The following is a 26,537-nucleotide window of genomic DNA, read 5'->3' on the forward strand; positions in this document are numbered from 1 at the left end:
CCTTCGAGAGTCGCAGTTCGTGCCCTATCGGGCGAAGTGCTTCTCATGCTCACGATGTCCGCTACAGATCCGCTACGAAACGGCACCAATCATCGTCGATGTCATGCTTCCCTCAGCAGCCGCATCACCTCGGCGGTCAGAGCCGGGTCGACCGGGTAGGGCGTGTAGAGCGAGATCCGGCCGACCGTCGCGCCGAACCGCTCCCGCAGCCCGGCGGCGACCTGCGCGGCATTCCCGCTGACGGCGAAGGTCGACAGCACCGGGTCGTCGATCGCGGCACCCATCTCCTTCCAGGCGCCCTGCCGCGACAGCAGGTTGAGCCGCTCACCCAGGTCGCCCCAGCCGTGCTGGTCCAGCACCGGCCGGTAGGACGGGGTCGAGCCGTAGAACGCGATCTGCTGCCGGATCGCCGCCTCCGCGATGGCCCGCTCCCGCTCGTCGGCGCCGAGCACCGCCAGCACCGGCAGGCAGAACGTGAACCCGTCGAGCGAACCGCCCCGGCCCTTCCTGACCGCGGGCACCGTGTGCTCGGCCAGGTAAGCCGGGGTGGTGAAGCTGTGGCACAGCACGCCGTCGGCGACCCGCCCCGCGACCTCGGCCATCCGCTCGCCGACCGCCGCCAGCAGGATCGGCGGGTTGCCGTGCGGGTTGGGGCCCGGGTTGAAGAACTCCGTCATCAGCGTATGGGTGTAGAACGCACCCTTGAAGTGCAGCCGGTCGCCGGTCGACCAGGTCCGCCAGATCGCCCGGACGGCGGCGATGAACTCCTCCATCCGCGCGGCCGGCCGGCTCCAGGGCATGCCGAAGCGGCGCTCGATGTGGGCCTGCACCTGCGAGCCGAGGCCGAGCTGGAACCGGCCGCCGGAGAGGAGCTGCACGTCGTTGGCCTGCATCGCGACCGTCATCGGGTTGCGGGCGAACGCGACGGCGATCGACGACTGCAGCGTGATCCGCTCGGTGGCGCGGGCGGCCAGGGTCAGCCCGGTGAAGACGTCGTGGCGGGTCTCGGGCACGCCGAGCCCGTCGTAGCCCGCCGCCTCGGCGGCCACGGCAGCGGCCTCCACCTGGAACGGCGTCGCCGCGATGTCGGCGCCGAAGTCGACGAGCATGAATCCCCCTGCGTGGTAGTGGCCGGGCAATCGTCGCAGACCCGTCCGGCATCGGACGGCGCGGATCGCTGGTCGGCCGATCGGGGGTGAGGAATCCATCCTGATCGCTCTACGCATCCACCGGTCGTCCTGACATGATCATCGCAGTCGGCCCCCGGCGCAGCGGGCGGATCGCCAGCGACGATCCACTCAGCGGCGACGCCGCAGACCTGGAGCTCCGGTGCCTTCCCTCTTCGACAAGTGCAACCGTTTCACCACCGCTCGGGACCTGCAGAACGCGGGCACCTACCCCTACTTCCGCCCGATCTCGGAGTCCGCCGACACCGTCGTCGTCATCGACGGCGAGGAGCGGATCATGATGGGCTCCAACAACTACCTCGGCCTCACCCACCACCCGGAGGTGCTGGGTGCCGCCCGGGAGGCCCTGCGGCGCTACGGCTCCGGCAGCACCGGCAGCCGCCTGCTCAACGGCACCCTGGACCTGCACGGGGAGCTCGAACGGGAACTCGCCGCCTTCCTCGGCAAGGACGACTGCCTCGTCTTCTCCACCGGATACCAGGCCAACCTGGGCCTCATCTCGACCCTGGTCGGGCGCGGCGACCTGGTCCTGCTCGACAAGCTCGACCACGCCTCGCTGCTCGACGGCGCGAAGCTCTCCTACGGCGAGGCGCGCAGGTTCCGCCACGGCGACCTCGGGGAGCTGGCGGCCCGGTTGTCGCAGGTCGCCGACGGCACCGGGGTCCTGATCGCGGTCGACGGTGTCTTCTCCATGGACGGTGACATCGCCGACCTGCCCGGCCTCGCCGCGCTCGCCCGGCGGCACGGCGCGGCGCTCGCGGTCGACGACGCCCACGCCCTCGGCGTCCTCGGCCCGCAGGGACAGGGAACCGCCGGGCACTACGGGATGACCGGCGAGGTCGACCTCATCGTCGGGACCTTCTCCAAGGCGCTCGGCTCGATCGGCGGCTACATCGCCGGAGACGAGCACGTCGTCCACTTCCTGCGCCACCAGTCGCGGCCGCTGATGTTCACCGCGTCGCTGCCCGCGGTCAACACCGCCGGAGTCCTCGCCGCCCTGCGGGTGCTGCGGCGCGAGCCCGAACGCCGGGCGGCGCTGTGGCGCAACACCGCGCGGCTGCGCGACGGGCTGCGGGCGGCCGGGTTCGACCTCGGTGCGACCCGGACGCCGATCATCCCGGTGCTCACCGGCACTCCGGAGGCGACCTACCGGATGTGGTCGCGGCTCTTCGAGGCCGGTGTCTTCACCAACCCGGTCGTGCCGCCCGCGGTCGCCGCCGCCGGGTGCCGGTTGCGGATGACGGTGACGGCGACCCACACCGACGAGCAGCTCGACCACGTGCTGGACGTATTCGTCCGGCTCAGCCGGGAGCTACTCACCGGGCCCGAGGGGCTGGACGGTCGCGATGCGGCTGACATTGAACATTCTGGTGTCCGCACGCGTCCGGCACCAGGCATGCAGTGACCCGCCGTGGAGCTCGATCTCCTCGATGACGCGCAGGCTGCTGCTGCCGTTTCCGTCGACATACCCGATGGTGACGGGCAACCTGTTCTCGACCACATGGGCGAGCACCCGCACCTCGGCGTCGCTGAGCTGCCGGGAATTCGCGCGGAGCGCGGCGAAGGTCGGGGTCGGCTTGGCCGTACTCATGTCCGGTGCCGCGAGCAGAGCCTTCGCAACCGTCACCGGATCCGCCACCGAGTCCGCAGGAGCGGTGCGGGGCTTGGGCTGGGCAGCGACCGTGGCGCTGCGGACGGTGGTGCGGACCTCCACGACGGGCTGGCCGTCGGCGGACTCGGCGACGGGGGAATAACCGGCGTCCCGGAGAGCCGCGATGGTCTCCGCGAGGGAGACGGTTGACGTCAGGACGGTGGGGGCGATCAGGCGCAGGCCGAGTTTGCGCAGGCGGCGGTCGGCCGCGATCTCGGCGAGCAGTGCGGTCTCGTCGCTGCGCAGGCAGCATCCGGCAGCGATCGCCCGGACGTTGCCGTGGCGGCGCGCGACGTCGTTGAGCAGGTAGGTCAGCGGCTGCGGCAGCCCGTCGGGGGAGATCGCGGCGAGCCGGTCGAGGAGTTCGGCGGCGGTATGCCCGGCGTCGAGTGCGCGGCGGACGCTGCCCGGGCTGAAACGCCAGGTGCTCGCGGTGCCGCGGGTCTCCGGATCCGCGGTGAGATCGAGCAGTTCGGTGAGCTCGGGTGCCGGGGTTCCGGCGACGATGGCGCTGAGGTCGGCCTGCAGCCGGGCGATGCGCTGCGAGCTGCCGATATCCCCGATCGTCGTGGCGACGTTCCCGCCGCCGAGCAGGGCGTGCCCGGCCGGGCTGACCGCGTCGGCACCGATGAGGCCGAGCAGTGACGCTTCGCGCCACGTGGCGAGCGCGTGCTCGGGAGTGAACCCGGGACCGAAGGCGGCGGGCCGCTGCCAGATCATCGAGGCGATCAGCGGCGCCGGATCCTTGACCGCACTCGACGGTACGAGGGCCGCCTCGCCCAGCAGCGCGGACCGCAGCACCGGGGCGTCCAGCGGGTCGTCGGACGGCTGCAGCGGCACGAAGGGCAGCCGCCACCAGGCTTCGACGAGCACGGTGAGCCGAGCTGCGGGCTCGCTGCGCAGCCACTCGTCGTAAGCGGCGGTCGGTGCCACCCCCGCCTCGGCCCGGGCGAGCAGACCGGCGCCCTCGGCGAGGTCCAGGCACAGGAGCGCCTCGTGGTCGGCGCAGCCCATGAGCTTGACGAGCCGCCGGATCTCCCGGACACCGAGGCCACCGGACTTGAGCGTGGTCAGGGGCGCCCGGTCTGCCTCGCCGAGCAGGGCGGCCGCATGGCGTACCAGCGATGATCCGCTCGCGGCGGCGGCCCGCGCGATCGTGGCCGGGTCGACCGCGACGCGGGCGACCTGCGGCTGGACCGCGTCGAAGGGCGCGGTATAGGTCTCACCGCGCAGCGCCAGCGCCACCTCGGCCGGCATGGTCAGCTCGTATCCCCAGTCCGTCCGAACGAGCAGGCCGCACTCCATCGCCCAGCGTTCGGGCTGCTCCGGCCGCCGCCCGCCGTAGAAGCCGAGGTCGATGAAGTCGACGTCCTCGCCGGTCAGGGCGACGTGGTGCAGCAGATCGCGCACCGCCTCCGGTGCGTCGGCGACGACGGCCCGGACGTGCGCGGCGTCGCAGAGTGCGGCGGTCACGGCCGCGAGGGTCTCGGCCTTGCGCGGCGCCGCCGTGACGCGCAGGCCGCGCGCGAAACCCCGCAATTCCTCGCTGGTACGCCGAGCCAGCGCCTCCTGCACGGAGATGCCCAGTCCGAGGGGCTTGCCGAAGGCATCCCGGACGATCGGCATCAGCACCGGGCGATCACCTGTCCGCAGCAGCCCATGGTCGACAAGGGACGCGATCGCGTCTTGGAGAGCGGCCGGATCGGGCCTGCCGAGCAGGTGCCGCAGCGTGATCGGGTCCGCTTCGCCGCCGAGTGCCGCGATCGCCTCGGCGACCTGCAGGGTCGGCCGGTTGAGCCGCTGCAGGGCGCCGACCACCGACCGGGGGGTCGACAGCCGCTCGGCGAGCTCGGTCAACGACAGGGGAACGGGCGCGGTCAGGGCATCGGGGCGCCGCTGGAGCAGGCCGGTGAGGCCGTGCTCGCCGAGGTCGCGCATCACCATGGCGTCGATCATCGGCGGGCTCCTGAATCCGGGGGTTCGCGCGGACGGCGAACGGTCCTGAGACACCGCTACGCTACCCGTCGACCGAATCACCGGCCGACCCAAGCAGGCACGTCAGCCGTCAGAGCTACGGGTCCGGCTCTTCACCGTCCCGAGGACCGCTGGACGCTCCGCCGTGGCGGTGCGGAGGGAACCGGGTTCAGGAAGTGGACGGGGTGTAGAGGGTGGCCCGGTCGACTCCGGCGGCGCGCAGCTCCTCGATGATGATCCGGATCAGCGTGCGGGCCATCATCGGCATCGGCGCGTCCTGGCAGTCGAGGTAGAGCTCGGGATCGCCGTCGTCGGCATTCACGCCGACGTCGTCGGGTGTGAAGAGGGCGTCGTCCTCCGGTCTAGCCTCCTGCGCTGCGAAGAATGCGTCCTCGTCCGCGTGCTCCTGTCCGTTCTCGTCGACCAAGAACATGCGGTCCTCGGCGGTGCCGAGGGCGCGGAGGACCGCCCGCCGGTCGTCGGACCGGACCTTGACCGACCATTCCTGGCCTTCGATGGAGGTGCCGTCGTCGTCGAGCTGGAGGTGGAAGGTGTCCGGGTCGACGGCGACGCCCTGCGGGTCTCCCATCGAGCTCGCCGCGCGGCGCAGCCACTCGCGGGCCGCGGGATCCTCGGCCTCGAGGTATGCCTCCGTGATGCGCCAGAGCATCTCCGGGTCCGAGCCCTGAGCGGCGCGCTCGAACCAGGCGACGGCCTCGTCGTGTGTGGTCCACGGCTGGTTCACGTGGTGGCGGCCGAGGAGGAACGCAGCCTCGGCGTCGCCGTCCTGGGTGGCACGGCGGGCCCACTGCTCGGTCTCGGCCGTCCCCGCCCCGATCGATTTGTTCATGGCCACATGATGTACGCCGGGTACGACATCACGGTCGGCACCGCCCTACGGATCGACCCAGTCGGGCAGCTCGACCGTCACGGGGACCGGGGTGGCGTGGCTGAAGCTCAGCACGCTGCGGGGCACCCGGTAGCCGGGCCGGTCGTAGCGGGCGGCGAGGTCGGCCACCGGCGTACCCGGATCGAGCATCGCCCTGGCCAGGTCGTCGAGCTCGCGCTCGCGCGCGGCCGTGAGGCCGTCGGCGGCCTCGTCGAAGATCCCCCACGAGTCCCAGCAGAGCATCTCGCGCTTGTTGAGGGCGGCGAGTTCGGTCAGCAGGTTGTGCACGAGGAACTGCCGGCCGCTGGTACCGGGAGTGTCCACATCGGGCGCGACGATGAAGAGGTTCGGGTGGATCTCCCCGGCCCGCGCGGCGAGCCAGGCCTGCGACGAGGAGATGAACCGGTCGGTCGCCACGTCGAGGGGGTCGATCACCTCGCCGTCGGTGGGGTCGGCGAAGCCGTCCTCGAGCTGCGCGTCCACCCTGCGCCAGCGCTGCTCACGGGCGTCCCACGCCTCCGCGATGACGTGGTCCATCTTCCAACCGCCGATGAGGTACGTCGCGAAACCGGTCCGGACCCGTGCGGGGATCCCGACCTGGCGGGCGATGGAGACGAAGGTGACCGCGGCGTCCCGGCAGCAGCCGACGACCCGCTGCAGAGTCGGGCGGGGCGTCGTCAGGGGCACATCGGCCAGCTCGAACGCGCGGGAGAAGATCGCCGACGAGTAGCGCAGATCGATCTCGGCGATCCGCTCCGGCGCGAACCCGTGCTCGGCGATCCCGCCGTCGGCCCAGTAGTAGTGGATCAGCTCGCGGGTCGCGTCGCGTACCGCAGGGATGTCGCCCGGGAGCGCGGCGAGCCGTGGCGCGTGCGGGCCGGGGTCGGTGATCGGGCTCTGCTGGGCGTAGTAGGCGAGGTCGGACCGGGTCGGACTGGTCATGCGGGGGCTCGCCTCTCCGATCACCGTCAGTATCGAGGCAAATCTATAAGCTCTGGTTCGCGACCAGCAAGGCGTGCGTTATTCGCCCGTGCCGTCTTGCGTGCGACGCCCGGCATCGTGACGGCATCGGGGTCCGGCAGGCGTGCCGATGCCTGCCGGACCCCTGGAGCGCTGCTCGCCTAGACCGGTGCGCAGGTCAGGGTCGGTGCTCCATTGGTGCTGGTGGTGGCGCTGCCGAGGAAGCCGAATGTCGTGCTCGCCCCGGCCGCGAGAGCGCCGTTGTAGGTCTCGTTCTTCGCCGTGGCGACCGTGCCGCTCACGGTGACGAGCGCGCCCCAGCCGCTAGTGATCTTCTGGCCGTTGGTCCAGCTCGCGGTGACGGTCCACTTGGTGATCGCAGCGGAGCCCGCGGTCACCTTGATCTCGCCCTGGAAACCGCCGGGCCACTGGCCGACCAGCGAGTAGGTGGCAGCGCAGCCGCCCGGGACCGGAGACACGGACGGCGTCGGCGGCGGGGTCGACCGGCTCGGCGACACCGAGGGGCTCGGTGAGGTCGACCGGCTGGGCGACACCGACGGGCTCGGCGAGCGCGACGCGGACGGCGACACGGACGGGGTCGGACCGCCGAAGTTCACGTCGCTGCAGAAGTAGTACGACTGGTCCAGGTGGCTGGCCTGCCAGATCGTGTAGACGATGTGGCGGCCGGTGCGCCCCGGCGCGGTGGTGGGGACCTGGATGGAGACACCGCCGGTCTCGGGGGTCCACTGCGAGGCCGGAGTGTTGCCGACGTGCCCGAGCAGCTCCAGGTTGCCCCAGCCCAGCGGTTGGGTGAGGGGGTTGTAGCCCTGCTTGGTGACGTAGACGGCGATGTAGTCCGCACCGTGGCTGGCCTGGTCGAAGAGCTTGACGCTGAAGCTGTTGCCGATCGACTGGGCCTTCCAGTCGCCGACGGTGTCCATCGCCCGGTAGCGACCGCCCTGGGTCAGGCCGGCGCTGCACAGCTGGCCGTCGGGGATGGCGCCCTGGTGGTTGCCCGCGACACCCTCGCGGAACAGGCCGTTCCAGTTCCACATCGCGTTGGTCTCGGTCTGCCAGGCCTGCCAGCACATCGGGTCCTGGGTGGCCATCGCCGGGTTCTGGAAGTCGCTGCCCCAGCGCTGCCAGCAACCGTAGTTGCGGGATGCGGGGGCCACGATGTTGCCGTGGGCGTCGGCGACATCCGCCAGCACCGTGGTGAGTGTCGAGGCCGCGACGACCGCCATGATCATGGCGTAGAGGGCGATCCGCAATCGTCGGGCGTTTGAGGTGGGCATGAGGGCTCCTCCTTGGGGAAGCGTCATGCACGCGTGGGCGTCAGCCAGTGGAGCCGGGACCGCCAACCGTACCGAGGCACACGCATGGACGGACATTGGTGAGATGCGGGGGAACGCCCTTCCACCCGCGCCACTGCTGGCTCCCGCTGCAGTATGGCATCGACCATACGTAATCTTCTGAGCCCCGTCAAAGGTCGGATCACCTGGTGGCGGAGTCGGGCTGCGAGAGCCGACGCCAGAGGCTTAGCGTGGGGGGATGAGTTACGTCGTCGATCCCCGAGTGGACGCATACATCGGGCGGCTGTCGGCCTGGCAGCAGGAGATCTGCCAGCGGGTCCGGGAGCTGGTCCACGCGGCGGACCCGGAGGTCGTCGAGACGATCAAGCGCACCGACAAGCCGTACTTCGTGCTCGACGGCAACGTCTGCGCGCTGCTCGCGGCGAAGGACCACGTCAACGTCTTCGTCTACGACGGCGCCATCGTGCCCGATCCGGAGGGGATCATCACGGCCGGGCACGACAACAAGACCGCACGCACCGTCGCGTTCCGCCAGGGCGAGACGATCAACGCGCCCGCCCTGACGGCGATGCTCAAGCAGATCATCGCCAACAACCGGGCCGGTGGCTGGCGCAAACTAAAGTCCTAACCGCCGCAGCCCGTCGGGACCTCGCCGGTGTCGCGGGGCTGCTGCGGCCCGAGCACCTCGACGATCTCCAGGCTGCCGCCGGGCGTCACCTTCGCGATGATGCTGTTGGTGACGAGCTGGGTCCAGCCGCCGAACTTCACGAACGTGGCCGTGCCCTGCGGCGCGTTCGCGACGGTCACCCCGCGCAGCGCCGTGCGGACCGCCCCGGTCTCCGTCGTCCCGGCCGCCTCCACCGCCGCCTTGTAGGCGTGGACGCCGGTGTAGAGCGACTCGCCGATCTGCGCGAACGCGGCCTTGCCGCCGAAGCGATCGTTGGCGCGCTGGACGAACTGGCTGCTCTCGGCGGTGGTGAGGCTCGCGACCCAGGCCTGGTTGGTCTCGGCGCCGGGCAGCACCCCGGCGAGCTCGTGGGCGCGCAGCTCGTCCATGCCGGGGGAGGCGAACTGGGCCTTCACGCCGAACTGCTTGTACTGATTGGCGAAGGTGAAGAAGTCGTTGCCCGTGACGACCGTGAAGACGACATCGGCACCGGTGGACTGCGCCTTGCGCAGCGATGTGGAGAAGTCTCCGGTCGCGAAGGGGTAGAAGTCGGCTCCGACGAGCTCGCCGCCGTTCGCCGCGAGGGTCTCCTTCAGGTTGTCCAGGACGAAGCGCGGGTATTCGAAGTCGGTCCCGACGAAGTAGACCTTCGAGCCGTACGTTTTGATCAGGTGCGGGATCCAGGGCCCGTTCTGCTGGCTGTCGAGCTGGCCGAGGCCGACGAGCACGTCGGTGCACTGCGGCAGCAGCGACGAACCCTCGGTGGGGAAGAAGAGCAGCTTCTGGGCCTCGGTGGCGATCTTCAGCGCGGGGGACAGCTCGATCCCGGTGAAGGGACCGAAGATGACGTCGGCGACGCGGACCAGGTCCCGGGCCGCGGTGGTCGTCGTCCGCGCGTCGGTCGCGGTGTCCTTCACCACGATCTCAAGCCTTCGTCCGCGTACGCCACCGGAGCCGTTGATCTCGTCGGCGGCCATCGTGACGTAATCGATCATCGACTGGCCGACGTAGGAGCCGACACCCGTCTGCGGCACCAGCAGCCCGAGGCGGATCGGCCTCGTGGCCTCCTCCTCCGGACCACCCGGGGTACCGCAGGCGGCAACGCCCGCCAGCAGCGCCATGACCGCGGCCACCGCCAGCCGGCCTCTCCAAGGACGTTGTGTCTTCACAGTCCAACCTCTCTCACACCGAAAGGAACACACGCAGGCTCTGCTCGTCGCCGAGCTGCTCGGCCGTCAGCTCGCCGACCACGGAGCCCTTCTCCAGCAGCAGCGCTCGCTCGACCGTGGCGGCGAGCAGGGTCGTGTTCTGCTCGACGAGGAGCAGGCCGACGCCCCGGTCGCGGCTGATCGCGAGCAGCGTGTCGCGCAGGCCCTCGACGGCCACCGGGGACAGGCCCTCGGCGGGCTCGTCCAGCAGGAGGACCTTCGGGTCTCCGGCCAGCGCCCGCGCGATCGCCGCCAGCTGCTGCTCGCCGCCGGACAGCGTCCCGGCGAGCTGGTGGCGCCGGTCGGCGAGGTGCGGGAAGTAGTCGTACACCCCGGAGGTCGGAAGGTTCTTGGAGCGGGCCGCGAGGCGCAGGTTCTCGTCGACCGTGAGGCGCGGGAAGAGCCGGCGGCCCTGCGGGACGTAGCCGAGGCCGTGCGCGGCGATCACGTAGGGCGGGCGCCCGGCGATGTCGTGCCCGCCGAGCCGGACGGTCCCGCGCGTCGGCGCGACGATCCCGATCAGGGCCGCGAGCAGCGTGGTCTTGCCCGCGCCGTTGCGGCCGACGACGCCGACGCGCTCACCGGCCCGGACGTCGAGGGTGATGTCGCGCAGCACCGGTACGCCCCGGTAGCCCGCGGCGAGGCCCGCGACCTCCAGCCGCACGTGTCGTTCACCGGCGCTCATCGGGCCGACCGTCCCAGGTAGACATCCTGCACCGTGTGGTCGGCGCGGACCTCGTCGAAGGTGCCCCGGCGCAGCACCGCGCCCTGGTGCAGCACGATCACCTCGCCGCCGACCGCCTCGACGAAGCGCATGTCGTGCTCGATCGCGATCACCGTCATCTCCCCGCACAGCTCGTCGATCATGCGGGCCGTGGCGAGGGTCTCGTCGTCGGTGAGGCCCGCGCTCGGCTCGTCCAGCAACAGCAGTTTCGGGGCGGTGACCAGCGCCATTCCGATCTCCAGCCACTGCCGCCGCCCGTGTGGGAGCTCGCTGGCGGTGGTCCGGGCGAGGTCGGCGAGCCCGGTCACCGCGAGCACGTCGGCGAGCGCGGGCGGGGTCGCGCCCGCCGCGATCCGGCTCCGGGCGGCCGGGCTCTCGGCGGCGATGCGCAGGTTGGTCCCGACGCTCGCCTCGGGGAAGCAGCTCGGCACCTGGAACTTGCGCGCGATACCGCGACGGGCGATGCGGTGCGGTGACCGGCCGGTGATCTCCGCGCCGTCGAGCAGTACGCGTCCCGCGCTCGGCCGGACCGCTCCGCAGATGACGTTGGCGAGGGTGCTCTTGCCCGCGCCGTTGGGCCCGATGACGCAGTAGCGCGCCCGGGCGGCGAAGTCGAGGCTGACGTCGTCGAGGGCGAGCAGCCCGCCGAAGCGGCGCGAGATGTGCTGGAGGGAGAGCAGCACCGTCACGGCGCCACCCCCGCGCGGCGCTGCCGCAGCGCCTCGGTGACCCGGGGGGCCAGGAGCACGACACCGACGAAGAAGAGCCCGAGCAGGATCGGCCAGGCCTGCGGGACGACGGCGGTGACGACCTGCTGGAGGAGGCGGACCACGAGCACCGCCGCGACGGCGCGGTAGACGTTGCCGCGCCCGCCGACCGCCGCCCACGCCACGGCCTCCGTCGCGAGCAGCAGTCCGACCAGTTCGGCGGAGGTGACCTGTGTGGTCAGGGCGTAGAGGCCGCCGCCGATCCCGGCGACGGCGCCCGCCGCCGTGAACGCGAGCGTCAGGTAGAGCGGAGCGGGGATGCCGAGCGACACGGCCTTCGCCTCGTTGGTGGCGATCGCCGACAGTGCGCGGCCGTGGCGTGAGCGCAGGACCAGGACGGTCGCGGTGCAGACGGCGACGCAGACCGCCAGGGTGAGGTAGTAGCGCGACACCGAGTCGTCGAAGACCAGGCCGGGGCCCAGTTCCAGCGGCGGGTAGAGGTAGAGGCCGGTCTGCCCGTTGGTGAGGTCGCCCCAGGCCAGGGCGACGGACCCGGCGATAGCGGTCAGCGGCAGTGTGACGATCGCGAAGAGTGCCCGGCGTACGCCGCCGTAGAGCAGGAAGTAGCCGATCACGCCCGCGACGGCCGCCGGAACGATGACCGTGAGCAGCAGCGGGAGCCAGCCGACGGCGCCGGACCGCGTACCGATGACGGCGACGCAGTATGCCCCGATGCCGAAGAAGACGGACTGGCCGAAGCTCATCAGGTCGCACCGTCCCCACAGGACGGTGACGCTCACCGCGAGCAGGCCCAGCGCGAGCGTGTCGGCGGCGAAGTCGAGCCGGTAGGCGGGCAGCAGCCACGGCAGCCAGAGCAGGCCGGCGAGTGCGGCGAGGCCCGCCAGGACTCGTGCCTTCATCGGGCTGATCCCAGCAGTCCGGCCGGGCGGAGCCGGGCGAGCACGACGGCGAGGGCCAGGACGATCGCGTTGGCGGTGACCGGGGTGAGGGCCTCGGTGAAGAACTGCTGGCTGACGCCGAGGATCGCCGCGGCGGCGAGCAGGCCGGGGATCGAGCCCTGACCGCCGATCAGCACGACGAGCAGGGCGGGCACGAGATAGGGCAGCCCGATCCACGGCGTGACGTTGGTCTGCCCGGCGAGCAGCACCCCGGCGAAGGCCGCGAACGCCGACCCGATGCCGAACGCCAGCGTGTTGACCCGCGCCGTGTTGATCCCGATCGCCGGGGCGATCTCGCGGTCGGAGATGATCGCGCGGATCTGCAGCCCGAAGGTGGTGCGGTAGAGCCACCACAGCGCGAGGGCGCTCACCGCGACGGCGGCGACGATGGTGAAGGCGCGGTACTGCGGGTAGGACGTGCCGAGGAGGCGGATCTGGCCGCTGAGCGGGGCGTCGACCGGCTTGGAACGCGATCCGAAGACCAGCTCCAGGGTCTGCAGCAGGATGAGGCCGACGCCCCAGGTCGCGAGCACGGTGTCGAGCGGCCGCTGATAGAGGAACCGGATCACCGAGCGCTCGGTCGCGACGCCGATCGCCATCCCGGCGGCCGGTGCGGCGAGCAGGGCCAGCCAGAAGGAGCCGCCGGCCTCCATGACGGCGTATGTCGTGTAGGCGCCGATCGCGATGAAGGCGAGGTGGGCCAGGCTGATCACGCCCATCACGCCGAGGGTGATGCCGAGGCCGAGGGCGACGACGACGAGCAGGCCGATGAGGTGCAGCGCGTTGAGCACGTCGACCAGGGCGTCGCCCATGAGCGCCATCACCTCCGGTCGCCGAACGCAAACATTGAGCCAAATCTATAGCTGGCGCAATGGGGTCCGCAAGGTGTGTTTTATCCTGCTGTGCGGCATTAGTGCGTCCGCCTCCGGGTGGCGGCCGCCATCGCATCGGCCGATGTCGACCGTCCGATGTGTCCGTAGCATGACCCTGCGTGAGTGGTCACGTCTTCATCAGCTACAGCCGCGTGGACCGTGCCTATGTCGAGGAGCTCGCCGCCTTTCTCGCCGCCGCCGGGACGGAGGTCTGGTTCGACTACGAGATCGAGTTCGGCAGCCGCTTCGACGAGGAGATCCAGGAGCGGATCGCGACCTGCGGCGTGTTCGTCGTGGTGCTGACCCCGGACTCCGCCCGCTCCACCTGGGTCAGACGCGAGATCGGCTACGCCGACGACCGAGGTAAGACGATCATGCCGCTGCTGCTCGCCGAGTGCGATGTGCCGATTCGGCTGACCGGCAGCCACCACGAGGACGTCACCGGCGGGCAGATGCCGAGCGAGCCGTTCCTGGCGCAGCTGCGCCGCCTGGTCACGCTGGCGCCCGAGGATCAGCGGCCCGGCTCCGAGCCCGACACGGTGGCCGGGATCGTGCGGCAGACCCGGGACAATCTCGCCAGGATCCGTGCGGAGCACCCGGGTGCCCGGGACCGGATGCCGAAGGCCGCGCCGGTCTACGACGCCCGGGACTGGCCCGACCCCGCATCGATCAAGACCAGCGAGGACTTCCGGTCGGTGCTGCAGATGACGCTGGTCCGAGCGGGCGCGCCCAGCTATGAGGAGCTGGCCCGGCGGACCGGCGGCATCCTCAGCGCCGCCGACGTCCGCGACGCGATGGAGCGGACCTACTTCTGGGAGAGCTCCGCCGACGACGACTGGCGGGAGGTCTCGCTGATCCTGGGGGCGTTCGGCGTGTCCGGGGCGCTCGTCGCGAAGTGGAAGCGCGCCTTCCACCGCATGCTCCGGCTGGACCCGATCCTGGAGAAGCGGGCGGCACACCCCCACTCGCTCGCTCGTCTCCTGGGCTGGACGCTGCTGGGCACGGTGGTCCTCTTCCTCGTCGGCACCGCGCTCTCCCAGCTCCCCGGCGGGTTCGGCGGCGGCAACTGGGTGGCGTTCGCGGTCAGCATGCTCGTGCTGGGCTTCCTGGTGCTGGGATCCGGGTCCTCGGCATGGGACGCGGCGAACAACTACGGCAGCACCCTGCTCAAGATCGTGTGGCCCGTGCTCTTCGTCGCGGCGTTCCTGACGGGGTGGCGGGTGGTCGGTCAGCTGCGCGGCGACGACGTGGCGACCATCGGCCGGGTCGCCCTGTCCTGGCTCGGCTGGCGGTTCTGAACTACTCCCCGGTCGGTGCGGCCGCCGGCAGCAGGCCCGCGCTCGTGAGCTCCGCCCACAGCCCGCCGGGGATCGGGTGGTCGAGCAGCGCCGCGGTCTCGGCGATCTCGTGCGGTGCCCGCGCGCCGACGACGACGCAGCTCACCGCCGGGTGCGCCAGCGGAAACCGCAGAGCGAGAGCCAGCGGGGGTACGCCGAACCGCGCGCACGCCGCGCGCAGCAGCCGGACCCGCTCCACCACCGATGCCGGAACGCTGTCGTACCCGTAGGCCGCCCCGGTCCGCGGCTCGGCGAGCAGCCCCGACTGGAACACCCCGGCGATCATCACTCCGAGGTCGCGTTCGGCGCACAGCGGCAGCAGCTCGTCGAGTCCGGACTGGTCGAACAGCGAGTAGCGCCCCGCCAGCAGCACGCAGTCCAGGCCCGGCGAGGCTGCCTCACGCAGGAAGCGTGCCGCGACGTCGGCGTGGTTGACCCCGAGCGAGACCGCCCGGATCACCCCGGCCGCCCGCAGATCGGCGAGGGCGCGGTAGGACTCCCGCAGCGCGGTCGGGTAGTCCTGGTCGGGGTCGTGGATGTGCAGGATGTCGATGCGGTCGAGCCCCAGCCGGTCGAGGCTCTCCTCGACCGAGCGGATCACCGCCGGGTAGCTGTAGTCCAGCCGCGGCCCGACACCCGGCGGGGGATCGGCCCAGATCGCCTGGGTGTCCGGCCCGTCGGCCTCGATCAGCCGCCCGACCTTGGTGCAGAGCACGAAGTCGTCGCGGGTCCGGTGGCGCAGCGCGAGTCCGGTGCGGGTCTCCGAGCGGCCGTAGCCGTAGACCGGGGCGGTGTCGAAGAGGCGGAGACCGGCGTCCCACGCCGCGTCGACGGTGGCGATCGCCTGTTCCTCGGCGACCGGTTCGAAGAGTCCGCCGATGGAGGCGAGACCGAGTCCGAGGCGGCTCACCCCGATGCCGGTGCGGCCCAGCGGCACCACGTCGTCCGCACGCATGGGCCGACATTAACACCATGATCGTCGCAATCAGCCGAGATGCTCTAGCGGATGTGATGCCGGACGTGCGGGCACGGCTCGACCTGCGCCGCATCGAGCGGGGGAGGCCTATCCGACGAGCTTGTACTGCTGCGCGGTGCCGCCCTGGCACTGCACGAGCCCCAGCTGCGTGCCGTTGTCGACGATGCCGTACGGGTCGTCGATGCAGATGTTCCCCGCGACGTTGACGATGGCCCCGTCGGGTTGGACCTGCCACCGCTGGACGTCACCGTTGGAGTCCTCGCACCGCTGCACCTCGAGGGGCGTGCCCTGACGGGTGCGCAGCCCCTGCGGAATGATGCAGAGGTAACGGTAATTGGTCAGGGAGATCGTCCCGTTGCCGTTGAAGGTCCATTGCTGCATCGCCGAGCGGTCGACGCAGTCGGTCACGACCACGGCCGTTCCGGATTCGGGGACACTGCCTTTCGCCGCGATGCATTTGCCGCTCGGCACCACCGTCGAGAGGATCACCGTGCCCTGCAGAACGGCGGGTTTCGCCGACTTGGACGGCTGCGGTGGTTTCGCCCGCGTCGTGGCCGGTGCCGGATGTGACGACGGCGCCGACGGGCTGTCATCAGGCTGAACCGGGTGGCCCTGGCTCACGTCGCAGATCCCGGTGCCGCTGCATATCACCGGAGCCCACCACGGTGACGACGCCAATCCGACGAGCGCGGTCAGGAGACCCAGTACCGCGACGACAATATTGGCGCTGACGCCTTTGCGCTCGTCGTTCGGCATCGGTCTCCTTCGCAACACGGCATACATGACGGGCAATGTCAGAGGCAGCTGCATGGTACCGATCGGCGGCAAGCCCGGTCCATCACGCCCGCCGACCTCGGCCGCATTGTCGGTGGGCGGTGGCACCATCTCGCGCATGACGATCCGACCTTCCGAGAGCTGGCGCAACCTCGTCGCCCGCGAGGCCGCCCAGGTGGCCGAGGGCACCCTCGCCCAGGCCGACGCCTATGCCGCGCAGCTCTTCCCCGAGTCGCTGCTGACCGCGACCGACAAGCTCCTCGCCAGGTTCGAGGACGAGGTTCGGGGGCTCGGCACCGACCCGTCCGACGACGACGTGATGGCCGCCGTCCGCGATGTCGTGCTGAAGCTCAACGACATCAACGACGAGCACGACGGCGCGGCCTACGAGACCGGCGAGCGCGAGCAGCTCTGCGAGTACATCGACGGCTTCCTCGGCGAGTCCGGCATCGACGTCGAGGCGCTCGCCGGCCGGCAGGGGTTCGGCCGCTGGGAGCTCACCGACGAGTGGCGCGACTGGTAAGCACTGGCCCGAGGAGTGAGGGAGCGTGGCGGCTGAGCCCCGCCGGGCGCGCCGGGGAGCTGCGCTGGCCCGAGGAGTGAGGGAGCGTAGCGACTGAGCCCCGCCGGGCGCGCCGGGGAGCTGCGCTGGCCCGAGGAGTGAGGGAGCGTAGCGACTGAGCCCCGCCGGGCGCGCCGGGGAGCTGCGCTGGCCCGAGGAGTGAGGGAGCGTAGCGACTGAGCCCCGCCGGGCGCGCCGGGGAGCTGCGCTGGCCCGAGGAGTGAGGGAGCGTAGCGACTGAGCCCCGCCGGGCGCGCCGGGGAGACTGTCGGTGGTCGCCGCTAGCCTGCGGGTCATGCAGACCACCGTCGTCACCGCGCGGCTCGCCGAGGCCGCCGCCCTGCTGGTCCGGCTCATGCCCGGGCGTCCGGCCTTCGCCGCTCATGCCGGGGTGCTCCTCACCGCCGACGACGACGGCATCGAGCTGGCCGCCACCGACGGCGAGCTGACCGCGCGGGTGCGGGTGCCGGGCTTCGGCCACGAGCCCGGTGCCGCGCTCGTCTCCCGGCGCGGTTTCGCGGCGACGACGGCGGCAATCGACTCCGCCGAGATCCGCCTGATGGCGGAGGGGTCGCGGCTCGCGGTGCGGACGCCGAACGCCCGGTTCGCGCTGCCGCTGCTGGACCGGGTCGGTTACACGCCACCGGCGCAGCCGCCGGCCGTGGTCGGCACGATCGACGGCGGGCTGCTGCGGTCGGCGGCGGTCCCGGTGGCCGGGGCCGCGTCGCAGAAGGACGCGCTGCCGATCTTCACCGCGGTCCGGGTGCGGTCCGAGGGCGATCGGCTGGAGCTGGTCGCGACCGACCGGTTCCGGATGGCGATGGCGGCTCCGGCCTGGTCTCCGGCGGCTCCGGCCGGGGTGGACGCGCTGGTCCCGGCGGGGTTCCTCGCCGAGGCGGCCCGGCAGGCGGCGGGCTCGGGCGACGTGGCCATCCACGCGGACGGCGACCGGTTCGGGTTCTCCTTCGGCGGGATCAGCGTCTTCGGCCATGTGCTGGCGCAGGCCTTCCCCGATGACCAGGTCCGGCGCCTCTTCCTGGCGGAGCCCGAGGCCGAGGCCGGGCTCGACGCCGGTGAGCTGGCCGGGGCGGTGGAGCGGGCAGCCCTCTACGCCGGGGCGCGGGGCCGGGTGTCGTTGCAGCTCGGCGGCGGGGTGATCATGGTCCGGGGGAGTGACGAGCAGGCGGGGGAGTCCGAGGAGTCGGTCAAGGCGACGGTGCGGGGCGGGTTGATCAGCCGGACCTACCAGGCGCGCTACCTGCTGGATGCGCTGCGCGGGTTCACCGGCGGTCCGGTGGTGCTGCGGATGCAGGCCGGGATCCGGCCGACGGTGTTCGCCCGGCCGGAGGGCGCCGATCCTCGGGAGCTGCGCTATCTCGTGGTGCCGCTGCGGCTCGCCCGAGACGAGTGAGCCGCAGCGAGGCTGCTCAGGGCGTGCGCGGGGCGATCCCGTCCTTCGGCTCCGGATCGATGTGGAACCCGGCCTGGATGCTGAGGAAGCGGTATGTCGCCTGCTTCAACGCCCACAGCAGCCATCCCGGCTCGCCCTCGGCGATGGCCCGCCCGTCGGCGTGCCCCGACGTCCCCACGAGCACCCACGAGTGCGCGACCGAGAACACCGACCGCACCGGCCCGTTGACCCCGAGCGGGGTGACCGCACCGATGCCGTCGCGTACCTCGCGAGCGGCGTCGTCGCTTCCGTAGAGCACGGCCCGCAGCGTGACGAGCGCGTCGCTGTCGTCGGTGGTGTAAGTCGCTGTGACCGTTCGGATGCAGTGCCGGTACTCCAGCAGCGAGTCGGCGGCGAAGACCCCGGCGCAGCCGTCGAACTCGTCCCGGTCGACCCGCTGCAGGACGTCGCCCGAGGCGGTGATGGTGGTGTCCGGGAACGCGTCGGCGGCCCGGTAGTAGGTGGGGTCGGCCCGGGTGATCGCCACGGGAAGCGCGGCGAGGACGGCGAGCACGGCCAGGCCGACCGGAAGCAGCGGCGAGGTGCGCCCCTTCGAGACGACCGAGGTGGCGAGGACGAGCACGATCCCGATGCCGATCCCGATGCCGGCCCAGCGGATCCCGGTCGCCATCTGGTCGCTGCCGGGTCCGGCCAGGATATCGTCGAGGTCGGTGTGCTTGCCGGGGACGAAGAGCAGCACCTGCAGGAAGAGCGGAACGCCCAGCAGCGCATAGCCGATCCGAAGCCAGCCGGGTTTGACAACGGCGGCGAGGTTCCACCCGATGAGGCTCCATCCGGCTAGGTAGAGCATGGGGAGGCTGATCACGAGCCATCCCGCAGCCGCCATCCCGCCCGAGGTGCAGCCGGTGACGACGCAGGCCGTCTGCATGATCGCCGACCGGGAGTCGCGGCCGAGCAGGACGTAGAAGGCGATCAGCGCCGCGATCCCGAGGAAGACGAGCATGCCCCACCGGCCCGAGCCCTGCTTGCGTTTCGCCGCCTTGGGGGCGGTCGCGGAATCCGCCGCGCGCTTGGCTGCGGCGGCAGCCCGGCGCTCAGCGCGAGTCGTGACCTGCTGGACGGGATTGGGGGTCTCCTCGCTCATGATCGGCGATCGTAGTAGGCGCGCGCACGTCCGGTCGTTCCAGGTCACGAAGTATGTGATCGGTATCAGTGCACGAATACCCACCATCGTTTTACATGACGAGCATCCGTCCGCTCGCAATGACAACGTTGTCTGGCCTTATGTGCTGAAAATAGACCCGCAGGTCGGCGGGTGCCTGCCGCACTTCGCGTCTCGGCGACGGCGCCGGGTACGTTCGACCTGCCGCTGCCCTACAACGACAACTTCGACGGGTAGGCCACCCGTCCGATGGCGAAGCTCTTGCCCGACATGCAGGGCTCCTACGAGGTGCGGCCCTGTGCCGCCAGCCAGACCAGCGGCATCCGCCCGGCGCTGTGGGACTGCAACAACGGCTTCAACCAGGACCGGGTCTCCACCACCTCCAACCAGCTGAAGGTCTTCGACACCAGGTGCCTGGAGGCGGCCGGTGGCGCGACCGCCGACGGCACCGCGGTGCAGATCTACCACTGTGCAAAGGCTCGGCCGCCCAGCAGCGGCGGATCCGCACCGACGGCGCCGTCGTCGGAGTCGGGTCGGGCGAGTGCCTGGATGCCTCCGGGAACGGCACCGCCAACGGCACGCTGTTCGTCATCTGGACCTGCGGCGTCGCCGACAACCAGAAGTGGTCGCGTAGCTGACGACGATCCGTCCCTGTAGATCGCCCGCCGATTGGCCACGTGGCCAATCGGCGGGCGCCCCAGCCTGCCCCAACGGGGCAGAGCGCATCAGTTCAGCGGCCGTTGCCTCTTGATCAATAAGACCCGATCTGCCGGTGTCTAGGCGCCAGGCGTTGTCCCAGCCGAGGGCGATGCGAGTGTGGCATCGCACGACCGGAACCTGGTGCGGTTCGACTGTCGGGCCGGCGGCGTCGTACGGCCGGTCCGACACCTCCGGACGTGTGGAGCCGCATGTTCATCCGCTCCAGGACCGTGAGTCTTCCCGGCTCCCCGTAAGCGGTGCAGAGCGCGAGCAGCCAGGTGTCGAGGATCTTCTGGTGTGCGTTGACGCGAAATCGGCTGTCGGCCCGGAAGTGCTCGGAGGGATGCGCGTGGCAGCAGCGGCTCGCGAGCGGTAGGCAGGTGGGCACGGCGGCGGCCCAGTTCTTGAGCATGGAGGTACACCGGTTCCAGTGAGAAGTCCGCAGCAGGAAGGAGCGCGGCGCACAGGGGCGACGCGCGACGAATCAGTGTTCGGGAGGTCTCACAGGGTGTACAACGGAGTGTCCTTGCCTTGTCGACTTGGCTGGGCAGCACGGTAGCGGCGCGAAGCGCCGGTAATCCACCGGTTTTCGAGCACCTCGCCGGCGGGTGTGGCTTACCCGGCTCCGGGTGACACGATCGAGTGAGGTTCGTGTCAAATATTTGGCTTAATGAATGTCTAGGTGGGTGGAAGCTCGATCATCGGGAGATGATTTCCAGCACGGAGAGCCCGTTCACCGTCGGCTCGCCATCGCCCGGGGCGCTGGGAAGCGCGCTCGCGGCGATCGGCCGCGACCAACCCGTCGTCATGGACGAACACATGGGCGCGCCCCTCGTGCTGCGTCACCGCGACGTCTCGGCCGCGCTGCGCAACCCGGCCGCGTTCAGCACGCGGTTCTACGGCGTGGGCCCGATGGCCGACTCGCTGATCGCGCGCGAGGGGTCCGACCACGCCCTCCAGCGGCGCATCCACAACCGATTCTTCAGCCCTGCGGCGAGCGCGCGCTACGCCGCGGTCGTCGCGCCGATCGCCCGGGCGGCCTTCGGTGGCCTCGCCGCGCGAGGTGAGGCCGAACTCATCGAGGATGTCATCGCCAGGTATCCGATGAAGGTCTTCCTGAGCCTGCTCAACGTTCCCGACGAGCTCGGCGATCAAGGACTCACCTGGGTACGGGAGATCATGATCTGGCTCAGCTCGCCGATGAACGCCGAGTTCGCCGCGCAGGGCACCCGGTCCTTCGCCGAACTTCAGGACTACACGACCGGGCTGGTGGAGCGGGAGCGGGTCAGCCCGAGTGACAGCATGCTCGGCGAGATCGTCAAGGCGCACCTCGACGAGGGCGGCTACTCCGCCGAGGCGGTCACCGTCGCGGTCGTATCGCTGCTGCTGGGCGGGTTCGAGACCACGGTGCAGCTGCTCACCGCCACGGTCGCCTCACTGCTGCTGCACCCCGAGGCGCTGCAGCGGGTGCGGGCGGACCCGTCGCTGGTGAACGCGGCGTTCGACGAGGCGTTCCGGTGGGCGAACCCCACCGCCGGGCTCTACCGGCAGGTCGTGCGGGACATCGAGATCGCGGGCGAGCCGGTCCTGGCGGGCGGCATGGTCTATCTCGCCATCGCCGCCGCGCACTTCGACGCGGACGCCTTTCCGGATCCGGAGCGCTTCGTGCTCGGCCGGACCGCCTCACACCTGGGTTTCGGTCTCGGCGCGCACTACTGCGTCGGTGCGCCGCTCGCCCGCATCGAGGCCCGGGCCGCGCTCTCCGAGCTGCTGGCCGCCTGCCCGGGGCTGCGGCTGGACCCCTCGGCCGAGCTGAGCTTCCGCTATGGCGCCAGAGGATTCCCGCAGCACGGCGCCGAGGCGCTGCACGTCCTGACGTCCTGACCGGCCGGGTGTCGCCGGATCAGCGCACCAGGCTGGCCGGATCCGGCGGGACCTCGCCCGAGCCGCGCAGCACGAGCTGCGTCGGGATCACGGTCTGCAGGGGTGGCCCGTAGAGGTCGGAGGAGCGGGCTATCGCCAGGCTGACTGCTTCGCGCCCCATCCGCTCGGGGTCGTGGGTGACCACGGTGACGCCGAGGGTGTCGGCGAGGTCGAAGTCGTCGAAACCGATGAAGGCGACCTGCTGCGGCACGTCGCGCAGTGCGCGCAGGACACCCGTACTCACCCGGTTGTTGCCCGCGAGGATCGCGGTCGGCGTGACGGGCCCGGCGAGCAGCTCCCGGACGACCCGCTCGGCGTCGGCGGCCGTGACGGCGTCCTGGCGCTCCCATTGCGGCACCGCGGCGACACCGGCCTCGAGGAGTGCCTGGCGGTAGCCGGCGAGCCGCTCGTCGTGCGTGTACATCGCGCTGCCGATGAAGGCGATCCGCCGGTGGCCGTGTGCGAGCAGGGACTGGACCGCCTCGGCGGCGCCGGCCCGGTTGGCGAAGACGACGCTGTCGGCGGCGAGGTTGTGCGCGGGCCGGTCGATGCAGATCACCGGCGTGCCGAGCTGCTGCTCGCCCGCGAGATAGCTCTGGTCGCCCGCGATGGGGACGAGGAGCAGGCTGTGCACCCGCCGCTCCAGCATCGCCCCGACGACGCGGGCTTCCTGCGCCGGGTCGTCGCCGGTGGCGGCGAGGACCATGGTGAGGCCGTGCTCGGCGAGGAAGCGCTCGATCCCCGCGGCGACGTGGGAGTAGAACGGGTTCTTCAGGTCGCCCATGACGAAGGCGACGGTCCGGGAGACGCCGCCCTGGCGCAGGTCCCGCGCGAGGTGGTTGGGGCGGAACCGCAGCCGCTGGGCGGCCTCGAGGACCCGTTCGCGCGTCGACGGGCTGACGTTGTGGTGTCCGGTGATGACCCGGGAGACGGTCTTGGCGCTGACGCCGGCGAGCCGTGCCACGTCGGAGAGGCGTGCGCGACCCGGAGGCAGGCGCATCGGGTCTTCGTCGCCGAGCATCCGCAGACTCCCCAGGACCTATCGACTAACCGCTGGTCGAGCAGAATCTACACGGTCTCCGCGCTGCGTCGATGGGGGGAGCGGTACGCCTTCTCCGCCGACGAAGATCACTTAAGGTTGCAGTTTCATAAACGGCGGGTATCGGGCGGGTGCCTCCCGGCGACGGCCTCGATTGCTGGTGCTCGATCTGCGGAGTGCGAGTTTGTTCGAGTGTGTTGATAAGTGTGGCAGGTCACCGCACTCGCGCCGTTCGAGGCGCTGGATCCCCTGGATTGCCGGTTCGATCGGTGCGGGATAGCTTGCGTGTCTGCTCACTGCGCGACGGCCGGGAAACCGGCCGGAAACAACGGTTGCCGCGATTGACAACGTTGACAGCTTTCGCCATGGTGAGTTCCGCATCTGAGAAATCAACTTCTGTGACCGGAGGAAACATGCGTTTTACCAGGAGTACGGCGGTGGCAGCGCTCGCTGTCGCAGCCCTGTTCTCTGCTTCGGCCTGCTCCGCTGACGAGACCGCCGCGGCGAGCAAGGACGTCGAGGTGTTCACGTGGTGGGCGGACGGTGGTGAGAAGGCCGGACTCGACGGTCTGGTCGCGCAGTTCGGCACCTCCTGCGCGGACTACAAGTTCGTCAACGGCGCGGTCGCCGGTGGCGCGGGCACCAACGCCAAGGCCGTTCTCGCCAGCCGCCTGCAGACCAACGACCCGCCGAGCACCTTCCAGGCGCACGCGGGTGCCGAGCTCAGCGACTACATCAACGCCGGGCAGGTCGAGGACATCTCCGCCGAGTACGCGACCTGGGGCCTGACCAGTGCGTTCCCGAAGGGCCTCATCGACAACATCACCGTCGACGGCAAGATCTACTCCGTCCCGGCGAACATCCACCGCGCCAACGTGCTGTGGAGCAACAAGACCGTCACCGCCAAGGCCGGCATCACCAAGGACGCCGACACCCTCGACGGCTTCATCGCCGACCTGGACAAGCTGAAGGCCGGCGGCGTCGCCGCCCCGCTCGCCCTGGGCAAGGACTGGACCCAGGTCATGCTGCTGGAGGCCGTGCTCATCAGCGACCTCGGCGCCGACAAGTTCACTGGCCTGTGGAACGGTTCGACCGACTGGAAGGGCGCCGATGTCACGGCGTCCATCGAGAAGTTCAAGAAGCTGCTCACCTACACCAACAAGGACCGCGACACCCTCGACTGGACCGACGCCGAGAAGTCGATCATGGAGGGCAAGGCCGCCTACCAGCTCATGGGGGACTGGGAGGCCGCCGACCTCGACGCCAAGGGCTTCAAGGACTACGGCTACTCGGTCTTCCCGGGCAACGGCTCGACCTTCCAGTGGCTCGCCGACGCGTTCGTGCTCCCGAAGGGCGCCAAGAACGTCGACGGCACCAAGTGCTGGCTGAAGACCGTCGGCTCGGCCGAGGGCCAGAAGGCGTTCAACAGCAAGAAGGGCTCCATCCCGGCCCGTACCGATGTCAGCTCGGACGGCTTCCCGGCCTACCAGCAGGCCGCCATGGCCGACTGGAAGTCCGCCAAGCAGGTCCCGAGCTGCGCCCACGGTGCCGCGTGCTCGCAGGGCTTCCAGGGCGCGATCGTCAGCGCCGCCGGTAAGTTCTCCTCCGACGGCAACGTGGCCGCGCTGCAGGCCGCGCTCGCCGCTGTCGCCGCTCAGTTCGCCGGCAAGAAGTAGCACAGCCGACCGGGGGCGCCGCGTGACCTCGCGCGGCGCCCCCGACCGGAAACCATTGTCAAAGGAGCCCCTGCATGCGCGCCTGGAAGCGGCCGTGGCTATCCGGCCTGCTGCTGATCTCACCCTCGCTGATCCTGCTCGCGATCCTGGTCTACGGCCTCATCGGCTGGACCATCAACCTCTCGATGCAGGACCGTCACAACGCTCGTGACTCCAAGGGTTTCGTCGGCCTCGACAACTACACGAAGCTCTTCACCGATGACATCAACGACCGGTTCCTGCACTCGCTCAAGAACCTTCTGATCTTCACCGCCGTCTTCATGATCGGCACCCTGGTACTCGGCATGATCTGGGCGCTGCTGCTGGAGCGCGGCGCGCGTGCCGAGGGTATCTTCCGGACCGTCTACCTCTTCCCTATGGCCGTCTCGTTCGTCGCGTCCGGCGTGGTGTGGCGCTGGCTGATGAACCCCGGCCAGGACGACAACTCCGGCGGCATCAACGCGATCTTCCACGGATTCGGGCTGGACTTCCTGCAGAACCCCTGGTGGACCGACCCCGACTGGGGCATGGCCGCGATGGCGGTGCCGGCCATCTGGCAACTCGCCGGGTACGTGATGGCGCTGTTCCTCGCCGGGTTCCGGGGGATCCCCGACGAGCTCCGAGAGGCGGCCGCGATGGACGGCGCCACCACCTACCAGCTCTACCGCCGGGTGCTCTTCCCGCAGCTCACGCCGACGGTGCTGTCCGCGATGATCATCACCGGGCACATGTCGATGAAGATGTTCGACCTGATCATGTCGGTCTCCGGTGCCCAGTGGATCACCGAGGTCCCCGCGGTCTACGTCTGGCAGACCCTGCTCACCAGCGACTACGCCAAGGCGGCGGCCATCTCGGTCTTCCTGCTGATCGTCGTCGCGATCGTGGTCGTGCCCTACCTCGTCAACGTCAACCGGGCGGAGAAGCGTTCATCATGACCACCCTCGCCCCCGACGTGACCCGGCATGCCCCGCCGCTGCTGAACAAGAAGAAGTCCCGCAGCCCGTTCAGCGCCGGCAACATCGCGCGTCACGTGCTGCTGATCTTCTTCGTCCTGATCGTGCTGATGCCGCTCTACGTCCTGATCGTGACGAGCTTCAAGTCCGGCCGCGAGATCGGCGTCAACGGCCAGTGGACCCTGCCCGAGACCTGGACCCTCGCGTCCTGGCAGAAGGCGTGGACCGCGCTCGGGCCGTCGTTCCTGCGGACGTTCCAACTCGCCATCCCGGTCGCCCTCATCTCGTCGTTCGTCGGCGCGGCGAACGGCTTCGTGCTGTCGCGCTGGCGGTTCCCCGGTGCCGACGTGGTGTTCACGCTGATCCTGTTCGGCATGTTCATCCCCTACCAGGCGGTCATGATCCCGCTGCGGGAGGTCGTGCAGTTCATCGGCCTGCCCAGCGGCATCCCGACGCTGACCTTCGTCCATGTCATCTACGGCATCCCGATCTGCACGCTGATCTTCCGCAACTACTACGCCACCACGGTGCCGGTCGAGCTCATCGAGGCCGGCCGGGTGGACGGTGCCGGGCTGCTGCGGACCTTCCGCTCGCTGATCCTGCCGATCTCCGTACCCGGATTCGTGGTCACGATCATCTGGCAGTTCACCTCGTCGTGGAACGACTACCTGTTCGCGATCTTCCTCTCCAACACCCGCAACGGGCCGATCACGATCGCGCTCAACGCCCTCGCCGGTGCGCAGTCCCCGGACTACGCGGCGTCGATGGCGGGCGCGCTCATCACCTCACTGCCGACCCTGCTCGTCTACGTCCTGCTCGGCCGGTGGTTCATCGGCGGACTGATGGCCGGAGCGGTCAAGAGCTAGGCGGTCCTG

General features: G+C 70.5%; 26 protein-coding genes. 10 read left to right on the forward strand and 16 right to left on the reverse strand.

The features are described 5' to 3' along the window. Positions 1 to 101 precede the first annotated feature (101 nt). On the reverse strand, positions 102 to 1,109 hold the full coding sequence (locus F4553_RS39085) for a TIGR03617 family F420-dependent LLM class oxidoreductase (RefSeq protein WP_184846646.1): 1,008 nt from the start codon (positions 1,107 to 1,109) through the stop codon (positions 102 to 104). A gap of 220 nt (positions 1,110 to 1,329) precedes the next feature. Here F4553_RS39085 and F4553_RS39090 point away from each other — a divergent pair, with 220 nt between their 5' ends. Continuing rightward, on the forward strand, positions 1,330 to 2,592 hold the full coding sequence (locus F4553_RS39090; protein ID WP_184846648.1) for an aminotransferase class I/II-fold pyridoxal phosphate-dependent enzyme: 1,263 nt from the start codon (positions 1,330 to 1,332) through the stop codon (positions 2,590 to 2,592). On the opposite strand, the gene F4553_RS39095 is transcribed toward F4553_RS39090, so the two are convergent. From F4553_RS39095 to F4553_RS39110, 4 genes are all read right to left on the reverse strand, one after another. Next, the gene (locus tag F4553_RS39095; RefSeq protein ID WP_184846650.1) at positions 2,500 to 4,794 is read right to left on the reverse strand and encodes a helicase C-terminal domain-containing protein; all 2,295 of its coding nucleotides are present in this window, start codon (positions 4,792 to 4,794) and stop codon (positions 2,500 to 2,502) included. The two genes, F4553_RS39090 and F4553_RS39095, sit on opposite strands and share 93 nt — an antisense overlap. A 187-nt stretch (positions 4,795 to 4,981) precedes the next feature. Beyond that, complete coding sequence (locus tag F4553_RS39100) at positions 4,982 to 5,662, reverse strand: SEL1-like repeat protein (protein WP_184846652.1); 681 nt, start codon at positions 5,660 to 5,662, stop codon at positions 4,982 to 4,984. Positions 5,663 to 5,707: 45 nt separating this feature from the next. Next, the gene (locus F4553_RS39105; protein WP_184846654.1) at positions 5,708 to 6,643 is read right to left on the reverse strand and encodes a transglutaminase-like domain-containing protein; all 936 of its coding nucleotides are present in this window, start codon (positions 6,641 to 6,643) and stop codon (positions 5,708 to 5,710) included. 179 nt (positions 6,644 to 6,822) lie between these two features. Next, on the reverse strand, positions 6,823 to 7,956 hold the full coding sequence (locus F4553_RS39110; RefSeq protein ID WP_184846656.1) for a lytic polysaccharide monooxygenase auxiliary activity family 9 protein: 1,134 nt from the start codon (positions 7,954 to 7,956) through the stop codon (positions 6,823 to 6,825). Positions 7,957 to 8,212: 256 nt separating this feature from the next. On the opposite strand from F4553_RS39110, the gene F4553_RS39115 reads away from it, so the two are divergent. Beyond that, a complete protein-coding gene (locus F4553_RS39115; protein ID WP_184846658.1) occupies positions 8,213 to 8,602 on the forward strand; it encodes a DUF1801 domain-containing protein in 390 nt (129 codons plus the stop codon). Here the strand turns inward: F4553_RS39115 and F4553_RS39120 are convergent. From F4553_RS39120 to F4553_RS39140, 5 genes are all read right to left on the reverse strand, one after another. Further along, a complete protein-coding gene (locus F4553_RS39120) occupies positions 8,599 to 9,762 on the reverse strand; it encodes an ABC transporter substrate-binding protein (protein WP_184846660.1) in 1,164 nt (387 codons plus the stop codon). The genes F4553_RS39115 and F4553_RS39120 overlap by 4 nt on opposite strands. 61 nt (positions 9,763 to 9,823) lie before the next feature. After that, complete coding sequence (locus F4553_RS39125; RefSeq protein ID WP_221470657.1) at positions 9,824 to 10,534, reverse strand: ABC transporter ATP-binding protein; 711 nt, start codon at positions 10,532 to 10,534, stop codon at positions 9,824 to 9,826. Further along, positions 10,531 to 11,262 carry an ATP-binding cassette domain-containing protein gene (locus tag F4553_RS39130; protein ID WP_184846662.1) on the reverse strand — a complete coding sequence of 244 codons (732 nt, stop codon included), beginning with the start codon at positions 11,260 to 11,262 and terminating at the stop codon, positions 10,531 to 10,533. Before F4553_RS39130 ends, F4553_RS39125 begins: the two co-directional genes overlap by 4 nt. Then, positions 11,259 to 12,200 carry a branched-chain amino acid ABC transporter permease gene (locus F4553_RS39135; RefSeq protein ID WP_184846664.1) on the reverse strand — a complete coding sequence of 314 codons (942 nt, stop codon included), beginning with the start codon at positions 12,198 to 12,200 and terminating at the stop codon, positions 11,259 to 11,261. The genes F4553_RS39130 and F4553_RS39135 overlap by 4 nt, the downstream gene beginning before the upstream one ends. Continuing rightward, entirely contained in the window at positions 12,197 to 13,051 is an 855-nt protein-coding gene (locus F4553_RS39140; protein WP_184846666.1) for an ABC transporter permease subunit, read from the reverse strand. Before F4553_RS39140 ends, F4553_RS39135 begins: the two co-directional genes overlap by 4 nt. Before the next feature lie 179 nt (positions 13,052 to 13,230). On the opposite strand from F4553_RS39140, the gene F4553_RS39145 reads away from it, so the two are divergent. Next, on the forward strand, positions 13,231 to 14,409 hold the full coding sequence (locus tag F4553_RS39145; protein WP_184846668.1) for a toll/interleukin-1 receptor domain-containing protein: 1,179 nt from the start codon (positions 13,231 to 13,233) through the stop codon (positions 14,407 to 14,409). A gap of 1 nt (position 14,410) precedes the next feature. Here F4553_RS39145 and F4553_RS39150 read toward each other — a convergent pair whose 3' ends face one another. Continuing rightward, the gene (locus F4553_RS39150; protein ID WP_184846670.1) at positions 14,411 to 15,403 is read right to left on the reverse strand and encodes an aldo/keto reductase; all 993 of its coding nucleotides are present in this window, start codon (positions 15,401 to 15,403) and stop codon (positions 14,411 to 14,413) included. Between the two features lie 108 nt (positions 15,404 to 15,511). Beyond that, positions 15,512 to 16,318, reverse strand: coding sequence for a ricin-type beta-trefoil lectin domain protein (locus F4553_RS39155; protein WP_184846672.1), 807 nt, complete (start codon positions 16,316 to 16,318; stop codon positions 15,512 to 15,514). Between F4553_RS39155 and F4553_RS39160 the strand changes: the two genes are divergently transcribed. Beyond that, positions 16,317 to 16,721, forward strand: coding sequence for a hypothetical protein (locus F4553_RS39160; protein ID WP_184846674.1), 405 nt, complete (start codon positions 16,317 to 16,319; stop codon positions 16,719 to 16,721). The genes F4553_RS39155 and F4553_RS39160 overlap by 2 nt on opposite strands. A gap of 334 nt (positions 16,722 to 17,055) precedes the next feature. Continuing rightward, positions 17,056 to 18,171 (forward strand): DNA polymerase III subunit beta, encoded by a 1,116-nt coding sequence (locus F4553_RS39165; RefSeq protein ID WP_184846676.1) that lies wholly within the window; start codon positions 17,056 to 17,058, stop codon positions 18,169 to 18,171. 16 nt (positions 18,172 to 18,187) lie between these two features. Here the strand turns inward: F4553_RS39165 and F4553_RS39170 are convergent, their stop codons facing one another. Continuing rightward, the gene (locus F4553_RS39170) at positions 18,188 to 19,315 is read right to left on the reverse strand and encodes a hypothetical protein (protein ID WP_184846678.1); all 1,128 of its coding nucleotides are present in this window, start codon (positions 19,313 to 19,315) and stop codon (positions 18,188 to 18,190) included. 299 nt (positions 19,316 to 19,614) lie between these two features. Continuing rightward, entirely contained in the window at positions 19,615 to 19,740 is a 126-nt protein-coding gene (locus tag F4553_RS43070) for a hypothetical protein (RefSeq protein WP_376776345.1), read from the reverse strand. 3 nt (positions 19,741 to 19,743) lie between these two features. Here F4553_RS43070 and F4553_RS43075 point away from each other — a divergent pair, with 3 nt between their 5' ends. Then, entirely contained in the window at positions 19,744 to 19,971 is a 228-nt protein-coding gene (locus tag F4553_RS43075) for an RICIN domain-containing protein (protein WP_184846680.1), read from the forward strand. Positions 19,972 to 20,084: 113 nt separating this feature from the next. On the opposite strand, the gene F4553_RS43080 is transcribed toward F4553_RS43075, so the two are convergent. Further along, positions 20,085 to 20,444 carry a DUF1062 domain-containing protein gene (locus F4553_RS43080; RefSeq protein ID WP_184846682.1) on the reverse strand — a complete coding sequence of 120 codons (360 nt, stop codon included), beginning with the start codon at positions 20,442 to 20,444 and terminating at the stop codon, positions 20,085 to 20,087. 296 nt (positions 20,445 to 20,740) lie between these two features. Here F4553_RS43080 and F4553_RS39185 point away from each other — a divergent pair, with 296 nt between their 5' ends. Continuing rightward, on the forward strand, positions 20,741 to 21,916 hold the full coding sequence (locus F4553_RS39185; protein ID WP_184846684.1) for a cytochrome P450: 1,176 nt from the start codon (positions 20,741 to 20,743) through the stop codon (positions 21,914 to 21,916). 19 nt (positions 21,917 to 21,935) lie between these two features. Here the strand turns inward: F4553_RS39185 and F4553_RS39190 are convergent, their stop codons facing one another. After that, positions 21,936 to 22,976 (reverse strand): LacI family DNA-binding transcriptional regulator, encoded by a 1,041-nt coding sequence (locus F4553_RS39190; RefSeq protein ID WP_221470658.1) that lies wholly within the window; start codon positions 22,974 to 22,976, stop codon positions 21,936 to 21,938. Between the two features lie 431 nt (positions 22,977 to 23,407). Between F4553_RS39190 and F4553_RS39195 the strand changes: the two genes are divergently transcribed. The 3 genes from F4553_RS39195 to F4553_RS39205 all read left to right on the forward strand — a co-directional run bounded on the left by F4553_RS39195 (position 23,408) and on the right by F4553_RS39205 (position 26,528). Continuing rightward, positions 23,408 to 24,670, forward strand: coding sequence for an ABC transporter substrate-binding protein (locus F4553_RS39195; RefSeq protein ID WP_184846686.1), 1,263 nt, complete (start codon positions 23,408 to 23,410; stop codon positions 24,668 to 24,670). Between the two features lie 143 nt (positions 24,671 to 24,813). Then, on the forward strand, positions 24,814 to 25,644 hold the full coding sequence (locus F4553_RS39200) for a carbohydrate ABC transporter permease (protein ID WP_312875576.1): 831 nt from the start codon (positions 24,814 to 24,816) through the stop codon (positions 25,642 to 25,644). Next, positions 25,641 to 26,528, forward strand: a complete 888-nt coding sequence (locus tag F4553_RS39205; RefSeq protein ID WP_184846688.1) for a carbohydrate ABC transporter permease — start codon at positions 25,641 to 25,643, stop codon at positions 26,526 to 26,528. The genes F4553_RS39200 and F4553_RS39205 overlap by 4 nt, the downstream gene beginning before the upstream one ends. Positions 26,529 to 26,537: the final 9 nt, after the last annotated feature.

It is taken from the genome of Allocatelliglobosispora scoriae, from assembly GCF_014204945.1.
Lineage (GTDB): Bacteria > Actinomycetota > Actinomycetes > Mycobacteriales > Micromonosporaceae > Allocatelliglobosispora > Allocatelliglobosispora scoriae.